The sequence below is a fragment of the Quadrisphaera sp. DVD1 genome (genome assembly GCF_058932755.1).
This window is the reverse complement of sequence record NZ_JBZYWI010000021.1, coordinates 1-14,215: the sequence shown is the minus strand read 5'-3', so window position 1 is coordinate 14,215 and position 14,215 is coordinate 1. Positions and strand designations below refer to the sequence as shown.

The 14,215-nt window shown below is 77.3% G+C and carries 17 protein-coding genes; 7 read left to right on the top strand and 10 right to left on the bottom strand.

The genetic code is table 11. The annotated features are described in order from the left end of the window. Positions 1-10: 10 nt before the first annotated feature. A complete protein-coding gene (locus AC5FZL_RS04150; protein ID WP_493617300.1) occupies positions 11-619 on the bottom strand; it encodes a TetR/AcrR family transcriptional regulator in 609 nt (202 codons plus the stop codon). Next, complete coding sequence (locus AC5FZL_RS04145; RefSeq protein WP_493617299.1) at positions 619-1,344, bottom strand: hypothetical protein; 726 nt, start codon at positions 1,342-1,344, stop codon at positions 619-621. The genes AC5FZL_RS04150 and AC5FZL_RS04145 overlap by 1 nt, the downstream gene beginning before the upstream one ends. A gap of 83 nt (positions 1,345-1,427) precedes the next feature. Between AC5FZL_RS04145 and AC5FZL_RS04140 the strand changes: the two genes are divergently transcribed. Beyond that, positions 1,428-3,029 carry a sensor histidine kinase gene (locus tag AC5FZL_RS04140; RefSeq protein WP_493617298.1) on the top strand — a complete coding sequence of 534 codons (1,602 nt, stop codon included), beginning with the start codon at positions 1,428-1,430 and terminating at the stop codon, positions 3,027-3,029. On the opposite strand, the gene AC5FZL_RS04135 is transcribed toward AC5FZL_RS04140, so the two are convergent. Genes AC5FZL_RS04135 through AC5FZL_RS04125 form a run of 3 tightly spaced genes read right to left on the bottom strand, consistent with a single transcriptional unit; the run spans position 3,026 to position 6,538 of the window. Continuing rightward, positions 3,026-4,075: a zinc-dependent alcohol dehydrogenase family protein gene (locus AC5FZL_RS04135; protein WP_493617297.1), complete on the bottom strand. Its 1,050-nt coding sequence runs from the start codon at positions 4,073-4,075 to the stop codon at positions 3,026-3,028. The genes AC5FZL_RS04140 and AC5FZL_RS04135 overlap by 4 nt on opposite strands. A 35-nt stretch (positions 4,076-4,110) precedes the next feature. Then, complete coding sequence (locus tag AC5FZL_RS04130; RefSeq protein ID WP_493617296.1) at positions 4,111-5,757, bottom strand: thiamine pyrophosphate-binding protein; 1,647 nt, start codon at positions 5,755-5,757, stop codon at positions 4,111-4,113. 1 nt (position 5,758) lies between these two features. Beyond that, positions 5,759-6,538 (bottom strand): cyclase family protein, encoded by a 780-nt coding sequence (locus AC5FZL_RS04125; protein WP_493617295.1) that lies wholly within the window; start codon positions 6,536-6,538, stop codon positions 5,759-5,761. 122 nt (positions 6,539-6,660) lie between these two features. On the opposite strand from AC5FZL_RS04125, the gene AC5FZL_RS04120 reads away from it, so the two are divergent. From AC5FZL_RS04120 to AC5FZL_RS04100, 5 genes are all read left to right on the top strand, one after another. Continuing rightward, positions 6,661-7,083 carry a hypothetical protein gene (locus tag AC5FZL_RS04120; RefSeq protein WP_493617294.1) on the top strand — a complete coding sequence of 141 codons (423 nt, stop codon included), beginning with the start codon at positions 6,661-6,663 and terminating at the stop codon, positions 7,081-7,083. Continuing rightward, positions 7,080-7,292 (top strand): helix-turn-helix transcriptional regulator, encoded by a 213-nt coding sequence (locus tag AC5FZL_RS04115; RefSeq protein ID WP_493617293.1) that lies wholly within the window; start codon positions 7,080-7,082, stop codon positions 7,290-7,292. Before AC5FZL_RS04120 ends, AC5FZL_RS04115 begins: the two co-directional genes overlap by 4 nt. A 62-nt stretch (positions 7,293-7,354) precedes the next feature. Next, on the top strand, positions 7,355-7,930 hold the full coding sequence (locus AC5FZL_RS04110; RefSeq protein WP_493617292.1) for an AMIN-like domain-containing (lipo)protein: 576 nt from the start codon (positions 7,355-7,357) through the stop codon (positions 7,928-7,930). Between the two features lie 65 nt (positions 7,931-7,995). Beyond that, complete coding sequence (locus AC5FZL_RS04105; protein WP_493617291.1) at positions 7,996-8,523, top strand: hypothetical protein; 528 nt, start codon at positions 7,996-7,998, stop codon at positions 8,521-8,523. A gap of 90 nt (positions 8,524-8,613) precedes the next feature. Further along, positions 8,614-9,132: a hypothetical protein gene (locus AC5FZL_RS04100; protein WP_493617290.1), complete on the top strand. Its 519-nt coding sequence runs from the start codon at positions 8,614-8,616 to the stop codon at positions 9,130-9,132. Here AC5FZL_RS04100 and AC5FZL_RS04095 read toward each other — a convergent pair. The 3 genes from AC5FZL_RS04095 to AC5FZL_RS04085 all read right to left on the bottom strand — a co-directional run bounded on the left by AC5FZL_RS04095 (position 9,027) and on the right by AC5FZL_RS04085 (position 11,361). Then, a complete protein-coding gene (locus AC5FZL_RS04095) occupies positions 9,027-9,590 on the bottom strand; it encodes an SRPBCC family protein (RefSeq protein ID WP_493617289.1) in 564 nt (187 codons plus the stop codon). The two genes, AC5FZL_RS04100 and AC5FZL_RS04095, sit on opposite strands and share 106 nt — an antisense overlap. 117 nt (positions 9,591-9,707) lie before the next feature. After that, positions 9,708-10,568, bottom strand: coding sequence for an AraC family transcriptional regulator (locus AC5FZL_RS04090; protein ID WP_493617288.1), 861 nt, complete (start codon positions 10,566-10,568; stop codon positions 9,708-9,710). A 67-nt stretch (positions 10,569-10,635) separates the two neighbouring features. After that, on the bottom strand, positions 10,636-11,361 hold the full coding sequence (locus AC5FZL_RS04085) for a DUF72 domain-containing protein (protein WP_493617287.1): 726 nt from the start codon (positions 11,359-11,361) through the stop codon (positions 10,636-10,638). A gap of 84 nt (positions 11,362-11,445) precedes the next feature. Between AC5FZL_RS04085 and AC5FZL_RS04080 the strand changes: the two genes are divergently transcribed. Continuing rightward, positions 11,446-12,336: a ketopantoate reductase family protein gene (locus AC5FZL_RS04080; protein WP_493617286.1), complete on the top strand. Its 891-nt coding sequence runs from the start codon at positions 11,446-11,448 to the stop codon at positions 12,334-12,336. 11 nt (positions 12,337-12,347) lie between these two features. Here the strand turns inward: AC5FZL_RS04080 and AC5FZL_RS04075 are convergent, their stop codons facing one another. Together AC5FZL_RS04075 and AC5FZL_RS04070 are read right to left on the bottom strand one after the other, a co-directional pair. Then, positions 12,348-13,034, bottom strand: coding sequence for a response regulator transcription factor (locus AC5FZL_RS04075; protein WP_493617285.1), 687 nt, complete (start codon positions 13,032-13,034; stop codon positions 12,348-12,350). Further along, positions 13,031-14,215 (bottom strand): sensor histidine kinase (locus AC5FZL_RS04070; RefSeq protein ID WP_493617284.1); only part of this gene is annotated, 1,185 nt, incomplete at its 5' end. The genes AC5FZL_RS04070 and AC5FZL_RS04075, both read right to left, overlap by 4 nt.

Genomic DNA, 14,215 nt, shown 5'->3' with positions numbered 1-14,215 from the left:
GCCAGCGGGGTCAGCCGGGGGTCGAGGCGTCGTCCGCCCGCAGGAACCGGCGGACGAGCACGCGCAGCACCGCCCGCTCCCGCTCGACGTCGAAGCCGGGCTCGCCGGCGCGGAAGTACAGGGCGTCGACGAGCGAGGCGACCCAGCCGGCCGCGAGGTCGGCGTCCAGGCCGGAGTCGGCCTGGCCGCGGGCGGTGGCCTCGCGCAGGAGCTCGGCGAGGGCCGCCCGCACCGCGGCGTCGTCGGCCGCGAGCAGCGCGGCGAAGCCGGGGTCGCGCCCGGCCTGGACGATCGCGGCCACGAGCAGGCCCGGCACGACAGCGTCGCCGGCGTCGGCCGAGCGGTGCTCGACCACGGCCAGGAGCGCGGCGAGCGGGTCGGAGCGGTCGAGCGTCGCGAGGAAGGCCGGCAGCCGTTCGAGGTCCTCGGCGAAGAGCGCGGTGAACAGCGCCCGCTTGTCGGGGAAGTAGTGGAAGAGCGTGCCCGAGCCGATCCCGGCCGCGCGGCAGACCGCGGCCGTGGTAGCGCCGTCGAAGCCGGAAGCGGCGAAGACGCCGGCCGCGGCCTCGAGGATGCGCGCTCGCCGAGCGGCGTGGCGGGCGGGGTCGACGGTGCGCATCAGGCCTGCGGCTCGGCGTCGCGGTCCCGCTGGGCCGCGAGCTCGGCCTCGCGCTGCTGGCGGGCGCGGCGGCGGGCGACCTCGGCGCGCGCGACGGCCACCGCGACCAGCACCGGGACGACGAGGCGCAGCCACGGGGCGTCGGGCAGCGACAGGTCGGGCAGCCAGCCGAGCAGGTCCCAGTCCGGCAGCAGGCGGCGCAGCCAGTACGCCGGGTCGAGGTACCGCAGCCAGGCAGGTGGGTCCAGGTCGGGCAGCGACGGCAGCCACGAGAAGTCGATCCGCGGCAGCAGGGACCGCACGAGCGCCGAGACCAGCGCGCTGACGCCGAGCACGCCGAGCACGACGCCGCCGACCGAGATGACGACGTGCCGTGCGGCGAACAGGCGGGGGTGCTGCTCGCCGAAGCGGTGCAGGCGAGCCGCCCGGGTGCCGGGCGGCGGGACGAAGGGCGTGCGCAGGCGCCGCCCCGCGAGCGCGCCGCCGAGCCGCTCGTCGGGCTCGAGCAGCACGCACGACCCCACCCGCCCGCGCCACCACCACGCGACGCGCACCCTGCGCGCGCCGTGAGCGAGCGTGACGTCGCCGATCACGTCGGCGTCGCCGGCCGCCACCTGCTCACCGTCGACGAGCAGCCGCGCGTGGTTGCGCCCGCCCTCGACCCAGGTGCGGACGGCGAGAGCGGCGCCGTGGTCGCGGAGGGTGTAGAGCGCCGAGGCGTCCATGCGCCAATAGTAGAGCGGCTGCTCCAGGAATGGCACCCTGTCGGCGCATCGAGCGCGGGCCCGCGCGCGCCGACACCACCGGGGTGACGCAGACCTCCGCCGAGATGCCCGTGAGCCGGATCGGCTCCGCCCCCGTGGTGAGCGCAGCCGCGCTCGTCGCGCTGACCGTCGGCCTCTTCGCCGCCTCCAGCGCCGCCCTCGGGCAGTTCCCGGCGTTCCTGCCGGCGTTCCTGGCCATCGTCTTCGCGTGCGACGCCCTCACCGCGCTCCTGCTGGTGACCCAGTACCTGGCGGGCGCCAGCACGCGGCTGCTCGTGCTGTCCGCGGCCTACCTGTGGTCGGCGTCCGTGATCGTCCCCCACGCCCTCGTCTTCTCCGGCCTGGTCACCCCGACCGGCCTGCTGGGCGCCACGCCGAGCAGCGCCCCGTGGCTGTGGACCGCGTGGCACGTCGGCCTGCCGGTGCTCATCGGCGTCGCTCTCGCCCCGTGGCCCGCCGGCCTCCAGCGCCGCCTCGACGCCGCCGGAGCACCGGCCCGCCGCACCGCCGTCGCGGCCGTGGCGGCCGGCGTCCTGCTGGGCGTCGCGCTGATCGTGCTGGCCGTGACCCGCTGGGCCGAGCACGTGCCCGTGATCATCGTCGAGGGCGACTACCGCGTCCTCACCGAGCGCTTCGGCCCGTGGATCGCCGGGGCCAACCTCCTCGCGCTGGTCGCCGGGACCACCGGCGTCCTGCGCCGCCGCGACCGCAGCGGGCTGGAGGCCTGGGCGCTGGTCGCCGTGGTCGCCTGCACCGGCGACGTCGCCCTGACCCTGTGGGCCGGGGCGCGCTTCACCACCGGCTGGTACGGCGCCCGGGTGCTCGCGCTGGTCGCGGCGCTCGTCGTGCTGACGTCGATGATCCGCGAGATCACCGTGCTCTACCGGCGCGTGCGCCGCCACGCCGAGCGGGTGCAGGCCCACAACGCCGAGCTCGTCGCGGCCAACACCCTGCGCGACGGCCTGGTCGCCGTCGTGTCGCACGAGCTGCGCTCCCCGCTGACCGCCATCGAGGGCTACCTCGAGCTCGTCACCGACCCCGACGTGGCCCTCAGCCCCGAGCAGGCGCAGAACATGCTCGCCCGGTGCACCGTCCTCACCCGCCGGCTCACCCTCATCAGCGAGGACCTCCTCGCCGTCGCCGCGATCGACCACGGCACGCTGAGCGTGGCCCCGCGCGTCCTGGACGCCGGCGAGCAGCTGCGCGAGTGCGCCGCGGGCTTCCCCGACCTCGACGTGCGCGTGGCCGCCGAGGACGGGCTGCTCGTGGACGCCGACCCCCTGCGCCTGCAGCAGGTCGTCGCCAACCTCGTGCGCAACGCCCAGAAGTACGGCGCCGCGCCCGTGGAGGTCAGCGCCGCCCGCACCTTCACCGACGAGGTGGAGGTGCGCGTGCACGACGCCGGCCCCGGGGTGCCCGCCGCCTTCGTCCCGCAGCTGTTCGAGCGGTTCACCCGCGCGGACACCGCCGACCGGGCCGCCGGCGCCGGCCTGGGCCTGTCGATCGTGCGCGAGCTCGTCGAGGCCCACGGGGGCTCGGTGCGCTACGAGCCGGAGGCGAACGCCTTCGTCGTCGCCCTGCCCGCCGCGGCGGGCAGCCGTCCCGCGCTGGGCGAGCCCACCCCGGCGGCCGCCGCCCTCGCCTAGGGGCGCAGCAGCGCCTTGATCGCCCGGCGCTCGTCCATCGCGGCGTAGGCCTCGGCGACGTCGTCCAGCCCGAGCTCGAGGTCGAAGACGCGGCCGGCGTCCAGCGACCCGTCGAGCACCTCGGGCAGCAGCTCGGGCAGGTAGGCCCGCACGGGCGCGACGCCGCCGGCGACGGTGAGGTTGTTGCTGAAGATCTGCCGCGCCGGCAGCTCCGGGCCGCCCGCGGGCACCCCGACGTAGCCGACCCGGCCGCCGGGCCGGGTGGCGTCGAGCGCCTGCGCCATCGACTCCTTGGTGCCCACGCACTCGAGCACGGCGTCGGCGCCGATCCCGCCGAGCAGGTCCTGCAGGCGCGCCACGCCCTCGTCGCCCCGCTCGGCGACGACGTCGGTGGCGCCGAAGTCGCGGGCCAGCGCCTGGCGGTCGGCGTGCCGGGAGAAGGCCACGACCCGCTCGGCGCCGAGCCGGCGGGCGGCGAGCACCGCGCAGAGCCCGACCGCGCCGTCCCCGACGACGGCCACGACCGAGCCCGGCCGCACGCCGGCGATCACGGCGGCGTGGTGACCGGTGATGAGGACGTCCGAGAGCGTGAGCAGGCTGGGCACGAGCGCCGCGTCGGGCACCTCCGGCGTGGCGACGAGCGTGCCGTCGGCGAGCGGCACCCGCACCACCTCGCCCTGGCCGCCGTCGGCGAGCACGCCCTCGGCGTCCAGCCCGCCCCACGCCGACCCGCGCACGCACGAGGTGTGGATGCCGTTGCGGCAGTGGACGCACGTGCCGTCGCTGATGGCGAACGGCGCGATGACGAAGTCGCCCGCCCTCACGGTGGTGACCTGCGCGCCGACCTGCTCGACCACCCCGACGAACTCGTGGCCGATCCGGTGCGGCTCCTCCGTGGGGCGCACGCCGCGGTAGGGCCACAGGTCCGAGCCGCAGACGCACGCCGCGACGACGCGCACGACGGCGTCGGTGGGGCGCTGGATGCTCGGGTCGGGCACGGTCTCCAGGCGGATGTCACCAGGGGCGTGGATGAGGGTGGCGCGCATGGCGCCCAACCTGCCACGGCGCTCACCAGCGGCGGTCAGTGGCCCCTGAAGGCCTCCGCCAGCCACCACGAGCCGCCGTCGTCGGCGACCTTCGCGTCGAGGACGAGCGGCACGTCGCGCGGGCCGGCCAGCCAGGCGTCGAGCCCGTCGAGGTCGCCCACCGCGCGCACGGTGAGCCCCTGGGCGCCCGCGCCGCGGGCCAGCGCCGCGAGGTCGGCGTCCGGGAAGACCACGGCGGACAGGTCGGCGTCGGCCCCGAAGTGGTGCACCTCCGCGCCGTAGGCGGCGTCGTCGTAGACCACGACGACCATCCCCAGGCGCAGCCGGACGAGCGTCTCGAGCTCCGCGACCCCCATGAGGAAGCCGCCGTCGCCGGTCGCCAGCACCGGGAGGCGACCCGGGCTCGCCAGGGCCGCCCCGATGGCCGTGGCGAGACCGAGGCCGACGGACTGGAACGCCTGGGTGAAGCAGAACCCCGCCTCGTCGGGCACGGACAGGTAGCCCGACGGGTAGCCCATGAAGTTGCCGGAGTCGACGGCGAGCACGCGCTCGCGCGGCAGCCGCGCGTCGAGCTCGCGGCTGAGGAGGCGGGGGTCGATGGTCGTGGGCGTCGACAGGTCGTCGGTGGGCGTGTCGACCCAGCGGCCCCGCTGCGCGATGCGGGCCGCGAGCGCGTCGCTGCGGTACCCGGGCCGCTCCAGCGGGCGCGCGCGCACCGCGTCGAGCACCGCGGACGCCGTCTGGGCCACGTCGCCGAGCACCCCGAGGTCGACCGGGTGGTGGGCGCCGAGGGCGTCGTCCTCGACGTCGACCTGCACGACGGTGGTGCCCGGGCTGAGGAGGGCGCCGTGGCGCGTCGTCCACATCGTCAGGCTGCAGCCCCAGCCGACGACGAGGTCGGCGCCCTGGATGAGCTCGGCGGTGAGCGGGGAGGAGAAGCCGCCGGAGATGCCGATGTCGAAGGGGTCGCCGGCGAACAGGCCCTTGGCCACGGCCGAGGTCGCGAGCAGCGCGCCGCTCTCCGCGCCGAGGGCCCGCAGCGCCTCCCCCGCGCCGCGCGCGCCGCGGCCGGCGACGAAGACCGGCCGCTGCGCCCGCGCGAGCAGCGCCGCGAGGGCCTCGACCGCCGCCACCCCCGGCCGCACCGGGACGGGAGGGGGCGGCGGCGCGGGCGGCACCGGCGTCCCGACCTCCGCGAAGGCCGCCTGGACGTCGAGGGGCAGGCTGAGGACGACGGTCCGCCGGCCGTTGCGGGCCGTGCGCCAGGCGCGGACGGTGTCGGCGACCGCGGTCTCGGCGCTGTGCACCCGCTCGGCCACCGCGCCGACGCCGCGCACGAGCGCGTCGGCGTCGAGGCGGAAGTTCGAGCGCACCGCCGACCCGGCGGTGTCGGCGGCGAGGACGAGGAGCGGCGTGCGGCTCTTCGCGGCCTCGGCGATGCCGGTCAGCGCGTTGGTCAGGCCGGGCCCCTGGTGGACGCTGAGCACCGCCACCTGGCCGGACGTGCGGGCGAACGCGTCGGCCATGGTCGCCGCGCCGCCCTCGTGGCGAGCCGCCACGAACGGCACCCCGGCGGCGCGCAGGGCGTTGGTGACGGCGAAGTTGCCGCTGCCCACGACCCCGAAGGCGTGCCCGACGCCCAGGGCGGCGACGGTCTGCCCGACGAGCTCGGCGACTCGCACGTCAGGCGCCGCGCTCGACGAGGGCGTAGACGCGGGCGGGGCTGCCGGTGCCGCCGACGATCGGCAGCGGCGCGACGACGAGGACGGCACCGGTGACGGGGAGCCGGTCGAGGTGCTGCAGCTGGGTCAGCCCGTACCGGTCCGCGCCGAGGAGGAAGTGGTGGGCGGGGAAGGGCGGCTCGAACCCGCCGGCCGCGCCGGCGTCGATGCCCACGGTCTCCACGCCCAGGCCGGTGATCGCCCGCTCGGTGGCGAGCCACTGCGCCGCCGCGGCCGAGGGGCCCGGGGTGTGCGGCCCGCTCTCGTCGGCGTTGAGGAAGGTCTCCTGGGAGCCCGAGCGGGCGCTCCACCCGGTGCGCAGCAGCACCCACGCGCCGGCGGGCAGCTCGCCGTGCTCGGCCTCCCAGGCCAGCAGGTGCTCGGGCTCGAGGAGGAAGTCGGGGTCGGCGTCGACGGCCGCGGTGACGTCGATGACGACCGCCGGCCCGACCAGGCGCGCGGGCGGCACGCGGTCGACGGTGGCGCCGTCGCGGCCGGTGACCCAGTGGGCGGGGGCGTCGAGGTGGGTGCCGGTGTGCTCGCCGGTGTGGATGTTGTTCCAGCCCCACAGGGGGCCCGCGTCGTCGAAGTCGCTGACCTTCTCCAGGCTCAGCGCGATGGTGTTGGCGAACGGCGCGGGCAGCTGCAGCACCGGGGTGGCGGGGCTCAGCGGCGCGGTGAGGTCGATGAGCTCGACGTCGCCGGAGGCGAGGGCGGTGAGGAGCGGGGCGAGGACGGTCACGGGATCCTCCGGCGGGGTGGGGCGAGCGGGCGCGTGGGGACGCACGCTAGGCCCTCGCCACCCGCCACCGACAGAGACAAGGGTGCTTGACACCGCGGCGGGGCTGCTGCACGCTCCAGCACATGACAAACGACCTTGACACCACCGCTCCCAGCGCCGGCGACCGGGCCCGGGGCCGCGCCTACGCCCGCGACTTCTGGCCGGGGATGGCCGGCTACGCCGTCGTGCTCGCGGCCGTGCTGACCTGGGGCGACCTGGACGGCGACAGCCCCTGGCGCGCGCTGTGGGCGGTGCTGCCCGTCCTCCCCGCGCTGTGGATCGTGCGCGCCGTCGTGCGCCACGTCCGCCGGATCGACGACTACCAGCGCCTGCTGCTCCTGCAGGGCCTGGCCGGGGGCTTCGCCATCGCGATGATCGCGTCGCTGACCATCGCCTTCCTCGACATCGCCGGCCTGGCGGTGCCCGCGCCCGGGTGGGTCGTCTACGGCGCCGGGATGCTCGGCTGGGCGCTGTGCGCGGCCGTCCTCGGCGCCTCGCGGCGATGAGGAACGACCTGCGGGAGCTGCGCGAGGCCCGGGGGTGGACGCAGGGGGCGCTGGCCGACCACCTGGGGGTCTCCCGCCAGACCGTCAACGCCCTGGAGACCGGGCGCTACGACCCGAGCCTGCCCCTGGCCTTCCGCCTGTCGCGCCTCTTCGAGCGGCCGCTGGAGGAGATCTTCCACCCCGACGAGGACGCCCTCGCGGAGCGCTGAGACCGCCCCTTGTGCGGCGGCGTCGGCGGGTGTATCCCGGTGTCCTCCCCTCGGAGGCCGCCATGGGACGCCGACGTCTCGCCCTGCTCCCCCTGCTCCTCGCTGCGCTGCTGCTGGTCCTCGGCGGCGCGGGAACGGCGGCCGCGGCGCCGCCGACGTGCGGGACCACCTGGGGCTCCCAGCCGCGCACCGGGGAGCAGGGCCCCGCGGGCGCGGGCACCCTCGCCGACGTGCGCGCAGGCCGCCACGCCTGCTTCGACCGGGTCGTCGTGGACGTCCGCGGCCCGAGCGGGGCCGTCGCCTACGACGTCCGGTACGTGCCGCAGGTCGCCCAGGAGGGGTCGGGGGACGTCGTGCCCCTGCGCGGAGGCGCAGCGCTGCAGGTGGTGGTCGGGGCCCCGGCGTACGACGCCGCCGGGCAGGCGACCTTCCTGCCGGGGAACCTGGCCGAGGTCGTCGACGTCGGGGGGTTCGCCACCGTGCGCCAGGTGGCCTGGGCCGGTTCCTTCGAGGGCCAGACGACGCTCGGGCTCGGCGTCCGCGCCCGGCTGCCGTTCCGGGTGCTCGTGCTGCCCGACCTCGCCGGCGGGGCGTGGAGCGGGGCGCGCGTCGTCGTCGACGTGGCCCACCGCTGGTAGCGCAGCACCACGAGGTGACGCGCCAGCCCTTCACAACTGAGCGTGACCACCCCTAGCGTCGGGGCATGAGGGATCCCGAGGTCCTGTCCGGACGCAACGCCCAGGAGGCGGTGCGCAAGGTCCACGCCCAGGACGACGTCCCTCCGGAGGCGCCGCTGCACGTGCGCCCGGACCCGAAGGTCCCCGGCGCCAACTACGTCGAGGGGTCTCCGCGCGGCCGCTACTGGGTCGGGCTCGCGGGCGAGGTGCAGCCCACGAGCTCCGGCTCGGTGCCTCCCACGCGCAGCGGGGGCTTCCAGCAGGCGCAGACCCGCTACACCGCGGCGGTGGAGCGGGTGCGCCTGCACTACTCGACGCCCGTGGTCGAGCAGCTCTTCGCCGTGCCCGACACGCACGTGCCGGACGCGTTCTTCGTCTACGACGTCAAGCGCGCGCAGACGGTGCGCTGGGTCTCGCCCGACGGCGAGGTCTTCGACGGCTACCTCGACGTCGACGGCGCAGCGCGCTGGGACGAGCGGACGGTGCAGGCCCGCCGGGCGGTGCTGCGGAGCGAGGACGGCACCGCCGCGCTGGCCGACGACGCCGACGCCTGAGGGCCGCCGCGCCACGCGTTCCGGCCGCCACGCCGGGGCAGCGCCCCAGGGGGGTGACGTCGGGTCGCCGCCGCCCCTAGCGTCACGAGGGTGAAGAACCCCGATGACCTGTCCGGCCGCTTCGCCCAGGAGGCCCTGCGCAAGGTCTACGCCGAGGACGCCGTCTCGCCGACGGACCCGCTGGAGGCGCACGCCGACCCCAAGGTCCCCGGCGCCAACTACGTCGACGGCTCCACCGACGGCCGCTACTGGGTCGGGATGCAGGGCGAGGTGCACCGCACGAGCACCCGCTCGGTGCCCACGACCCGCAGCGGCGAGTTCCAGGACGCCCAGACCCGCTACACCGCGGCCGTGGAGAGCGTGCGCCTGCACTACCGGACGCCGATGGGCGACCAGCTCTTCGCCGTCCCCGACACGCACGTTCCCGACGCGTTCTTCGTCTACGACGCGAAGGCCGCCCAGACCGTGCGCTGGGTCTCCCCCGAGGGCGACGTGCTCGACGGCTACCAGGACCTCGACGGCGCGCCGCGCTGGGACGAGCGCACGGTCGAGGTGCGCACCCTCGCGCTGGCGCGCCAGCCGGGGACGGCGTCGCTCGTCGAGGGCTGACCCCGGCGCTCCTCCGCGCCCGACCGCTCCACCACCGTCCGCAGCCGCCGGGCGTCGTCGCGGAGCGTGCGGGCGACCAGAGCGGCCAGCAGGGGCCGCAGCAGCCGCTGGCCCCGACCCGGGGCGATCGTCAGCTCCAGGTCCACGCGGGCCCGCTGCGCGCCGAGGGGCGTGACGGCGCGCGCCCCCCAGGCGCGCACACCGCCGGTGGTCCGCCAGGCGAAGCGCGCACCGGGGTCGACGGCGGTGACCACGCCGTCGTTGTGCTGGGTGCGGCCGGCGAAGCGCAGCTCCTCGCGCGTCGTGGTGCCCACCACCACCGCGCCCGGAGCGCTCGGGGCCATGGTCACGACCCCCGCTCGCCACTGCGGGTCCCGGGCGTAGTCCGCCACCACCTGCCACACCTCGTGCGCCGGCCGGTCCACCTCGACCTGCTCGTGCAGCCGGATCTCGTCCACCGTGCTCGCCTCCCCGCTCGCGCACCGGCGGCGGTCGCCGGTGCTGCGACCAGCCTGGCCAGCGACCGGGCGCCGCTCTCGTCCGCGCGTGCGCCGCCCTGGACGATCCGTGCGCTCTCAGCGGGAGGCGGCGCGCAGGGCGGCCGGGGTCTGGCCGGTGCGGGCGCGCAGCTGCCGGGTCAGGTGGCTCTGGTCGGCGAAGCCGCAGGCGGTGGCGACCCGGGCGAGCGGGAGCGTCGAGGTGGTGATGAGCTCCTGCGCCCGCGCCACCCGCCGGGACAGGACGTACTGGTGGGGGCTGAGGCCGGTGGAGGCGCGGAACAGGCGGGCGAAGTGGAACGGGCTGACGTGCGCCAGCGCCGCGAGGTCGGCGAGGGGCAGCGGCTGGTCCAGCTGCTCCTCCACCCGCTCCAGCACGCGGTGCAGCTGCCCGCGCGACAGGCCCGGCTCCGGGCGGGCGGTCACCGGCGCCCGCGCGGTGGAGCGCTCGCGCACGACCGCCACGGCCAGGGCGGAGCCGAGGGACTCCAGCGCCAGGCGGCCCAGGGGGCTCTCGTCGGGCAGCGCGGCCCGGACCAGGGCGGCGAGCGCGGCCACCTGCGGGGAGCGCGTGCCGAGGGTGGGGACGAGCTCGCCGCGGCCGGCGCCCGCGGCGTCCGCCACCTCGCGCACGAGCTCGGGCGCGAGGAGGACCGCCAGGGACTCCACGCGCTGGGGCGTGCCGTCGAGCGACCGGACCAGCAGCCGCGCGCCCGCGGGGACGACGGCGACGTCGCCCGGGGCGCCCGGCGTGACCCGGGTGCGCCCGTCGAGGGTCTCCCGCAGCCGGTAGGGCGGCCCCGCGTTGACGAGCACCGCGTGCTCCTCGCGGGCGGGGGCGTCGAGCTCCCCGACCTGGGCGCGCACCACCACGACGCTCAGGCCCGGGCGCAGGAGCACCGGGGCCGGCGCCGCGCTGCCCGCCTCCGCTGCGGCCACGAGACCTCCCTGCCCGCCACGACGAGGCTAGGACGCCCCCGCCCGCGGGCGGAAGGCGCGAGCGCGGTCAGTCCAGCAGCGCGCGCAGGGTGAGGGCGTTGCGCACCGCGTGCCCGTGGCCGTCGTTGTTGAAGTAGGCGTAGACGTCCGTGCCCGAGCGGGCCCACTCGCGGATCCGCTCGGCCCACCAGGCCAGGTCGGCGTCGGAGTACGACCCGGCGTAGAGGTGCCCCTGGTCGGGCCCGTGCAGCCGCACGTACGCGAACGGGGCGGTCACCCGCAGCACGCACGGCAGGTGCGCCCCGCTCATCACGCAGCTGGCGACCCCGTGGCGCTCCAGCAGCGCGTAGACGTCCTCGTGCTGCCAGCTGGGGTGGCGCAGCTCGACGGCCACGCGCATCCACGGCGGCAGCAGGCCGAGGAAGTAGCCCAGCCGGTCGTCGTCGCGCTGGTGGTCCGGGCGCAGCTGGACGAGCATCACCGCGCGCCGGTCCCCCAGCTCGTGCCAGGCCGACGCCATCCGCCCCACCCACACCTCCGGGGCGTACAGCCGCTTGGCGTGGGTCAGCCCCCGCGGGGCCTTCACCGACAGCGCGAAGCCCGGTGGCAGCCGCCGCCGCCAGCCGGCGAAGGCCGTGTCGCGGGGCCAGCGGTAGAAGCTCGCGTTGAGCTCGACGGTCCCGAAGCGCTGCACGTAGTGGGCCAGGCGGTCGCGCGACGGCGCACCGGGCGGGTACAGGACGCCGTCCCAGTGGTCGTAGCTCCACCCCGAGGTGCCGACGTGGATGCTCACCCGGCCATCCTGCCGCCCGCCCCGCCGTCCGAGGCTGCCGCCCGGGGGTGACGCCGCTGCGCGGCGCGGGCCTAGGGTCGGGCGATGGAGCCAGCCCTGCGGGTCGCCGTCCTCGGGCCGGGCGGGGTCGGCGGGCTGCTCGCTGCCCTGCTGGCCGGCGACGGGCACGACGTCGTCTGCCTCGCGGGCGCGGGGACGACCACCGCCCTGCGCGCGCACGGCCTGACCCTGGCCAGCGCCCGGTTCGGGGCGCGCACCCAGCCCGTCTCGGCCGCCGAGGTGCTCCCGGCCCCGGTCGACGTCTGCCTCGTGACGGTCAAGGCGCCGCAGCTGTCCGAGGCGCTGCACCGGGTGCCGCCGCCGGTGCTCGGCCGGGCGCTGCTCGTGCCGCTGCTCAACGGCGTCGAGCACGTCGGCGTCCTGCGCGAGCGCTACCCGGAGGCGGTCGTGGCCGCCGGCACCATCCGCGTGGAGTCCACGCGGACCGGCCCCGGGGCGGTCCGCCACGACAGCCCCTTCGCCTCGCTGGAGCTGTGCGCGGCCCCCGGCGTCGACCGCCTCGCCCGCGCGCTCGGGCACGCCGGCCTGGACGTGCGGGTCCGCGACGACGAGGCCGCGGTGCTGTGGGACAAGCTCGCCTTCCTCGCGCCCCTGGCGCTGCTGACCACCGCGGCCCGGGCTCCCGCCGGGACCGTCCGCGAGGAGCGTCGCGAAGACCTCGTGGCGCTGGTCACCGAGGTCGCGGCGGTGGCCCGCGCCGAGGGCGGTTCCGGCGACGCGGCGAAGGTCCTCGCCGCCTTCGACGCGCTGCCGGCGTCCATGCGGTCGTCGATGCAGCGCGACGCCGAGGCGGGCAGGCCGCTCGAGCTCGACGCCCTCGGCGGCGCGGTCCTGCGCGCCGCCGGGCGGCACAGCCTGGAGGTGCCCGTCACCTCCGCCCTGGTCGCCGAGCTCGCCGAGCGCGCGCAGGCCTGAGCGCCGCCCGCCTACGGGGGCGGGCCCCCGTGCGGGGAGACCAGCCCGCTCTCGTAGGCGAGCACGATGAGCTGGGCGCGGTCGCGAGCGCCGCACTTCATGAGGAGCCGGCTCACGTGGGTCTTCGCCGTGGCCGCGGTGACGTGCAGCTGCGCGGCGATCTCGGCGTTGGACCAGCCGCGCGCCACGAGCGCCAGCACCTCGACCTCGCGCTCGGTGAGGTCCGCCAGCACCGGTGGCCGCGCCGCCGAGGGCTCGGGACGGCGCACGTACTCCTCGATGAGGTGGCGGGTCACGCTCGGGGCGAGCAGCGCCTCGCCGGCCGCCACCGTCCGGATCCCGCGCAGCAGCTCCGCCGGGGGCGTGTCCTTGAGCAGGAACCCGCTGGCCCCGGCCTTGAGCGCGCCGAAGACGTACTCGTCGAGGTCGAAGGTGGTCAGCACGAGCACCCGGACGCCGGGCTGGTCCCCCGCGGCGCCGGGGGCGGCCAGGATCCGCCGCGTCGCCTCCAGCCCGTCCAGCACCGGCATCCGGATGTCCATGAGGACGACGTCCGGGCGCTCGCGCGCGACCACCTCGACGGCCGCGGCGCCGTCCGCCGCCTCACCCACCACGCCCAGGTCCGGCGCGGAGTCGACCATCACCCGCAGGCCGCCGCGCACGAGGGCCTGGTCGTCGGCGACGACCACCCGGATCACGAGGGGTCCCCGCCCAGCGGGAGGCGCACGGCGACCCGGAAGCCGCCGGGGCGGGGCTCGGTGACCAGCTGGCCCCCGAAGACCGCGACGCGCTCGCGCATGCCCACCAGCCCGTGCCCTCCCCCGCCGCCGGCGGGCTGCGGGGAGCCGGCTCCCTCGTCGGTGATCTCCAGCGACAGGTGCTCGGCGCGGTGCACCCGCACGTGCGCCACCGGGCCGCCGTGCTTGAGGACGTTCGTCAGGGCCTCCTGGACGATCCGGTAGGCGGTGAGGTCGACCGCCGGCGGCACCCCGTCCACCGAGCCCTCGACGACGAGGTCCACCCGCACCCCGGCGTCCTCCACCTGCGCCACCAGCGCCGGCACGTCGGCCAGCCCGGGAGCGGGGGCCAGGGCGGCCCGGGGCTGGCCCTCCTGGCGCAGGACGCCGAGCAGCCGGCGCATCTCGGCCAGCGCCCCGCGGCTGGTGGACTCGATCGCGGCCAGCGCCCGGCGGGCCTCCTCGGGCTGGCTGTCCAGGACCAGGTGCGCCATCCCGGACTGGACGGCGATCACGCTCATCGAGTGGGCGACCACGTCGTGCAGCTCGCGGGCGATGCGCAGCCGCTCGGTCACCACGGCCTGGCGCGCCCGCTCCTCCCGCTCGCGCTCGAGCAGGGCCGCCCGCTCCTCCACGAGGGCGGCCCGCTCCTCCAGCGCGGCGTACCGGGCCCGGCGGTGGCGGAGGTCCTGCCCGAGCAGCCAGGCCACGGCGGTGACGAGCGCGGTGGAGACCCACGACGACGCGGTGGCGACGCCCTCGGGCTGCACCGCGAGCGCGAGGCCCAGCGCGGCCAGCGCCGCGGCGAAGACCACGAGCGAGCGGCGGCGCTCGCTGTGCAGTGCCACTCCGCCGACGAGGGCGAAGGCGCCCGCACCGGGGTAGGCGGCGTAGTGCCGCAGGGAGTAGAGCGCCAGCGCGCCGAGGACGACGGCGGCCACGGCCAGCGGCGCCCGCCGGTGGAGCGCGTACGGCAGCGCCATGGCCACCGCCAGCAGCCAGGTGAGGGCGTCGGCGGGCCGCTGGCCGGGGGCGACCTCGGTGACGGCGACCTGCCACAGCACCAGGGCGGTCAGCAGCGCCGCCACCGCGGCGTCGGCCAGCGGCACCGGCGCCCCGAGCCGGCGCCGCAGGCGGTCCCC

Excerpts from the sequence above, each read along its gene's own strand:
- AC5FZL_RS04150 (WP_493617300.1), bottom strand. The coding sequence starts at position 619 with ATGCGCACCGTCGACCCCGCCCGCCACGCCGCTCGGCGAGCGCGCATC.
- AC5FZL_RS04145 (WP_493617299.1), bottom strand. The coding sequence starts at position 1,344 with ATGGACGCCTCGGCGCTCTACACCCTCCGCGACCACGGCGCCGCTCTC.
- AC5FZL_RS04135 (WP_493617297.1), bottom strand. The coding sequence starts at position 4,075 with ATGCGCGCCACCCTCATCCACGCCCCTGGTGACATCCGCCTGGAGACC.
- AC5FZL_RS04120 (WP_493617294.1), top strand. The coding sequence starts at position 6,661 with ATGACAAACGACCTTGACACCACCGCTCCCAGCGCCGGCGACCGGGCC.
- AC5FZL_RS04115 (WP_493617293.1), top strand. The coding sequence starts at position 7,080 with ATGAGGAACGACCTGCGGGAGCTGCGCGAGGCCCGGGGGTGGACGCAG.
- AC5FZL_RS04110 (WP_493617292.1), top strand. The coding sequence starts at position 7,355 with ATGGGACGCCGACGTCTCGCCCTGCTCCCCCTGCTCCTCGCTGCGCTG.
- AC5FZL_RS04105 (WP_493617291.1), top strand. The coding sequence starts at position 7,996 with ATGAGGGATCCCGAGGTCCTGTCCGGACGCAACGCCCAGGAGGCGGTG.
- AC5FZL_RS04080 (WP_493617286.1), top strand. The coding sequence starts at position 11,446 with ATGGAGCCAGCCCTGCGGGTCGCCGTCCTCGGGCCGGGCGGGGTCGGC.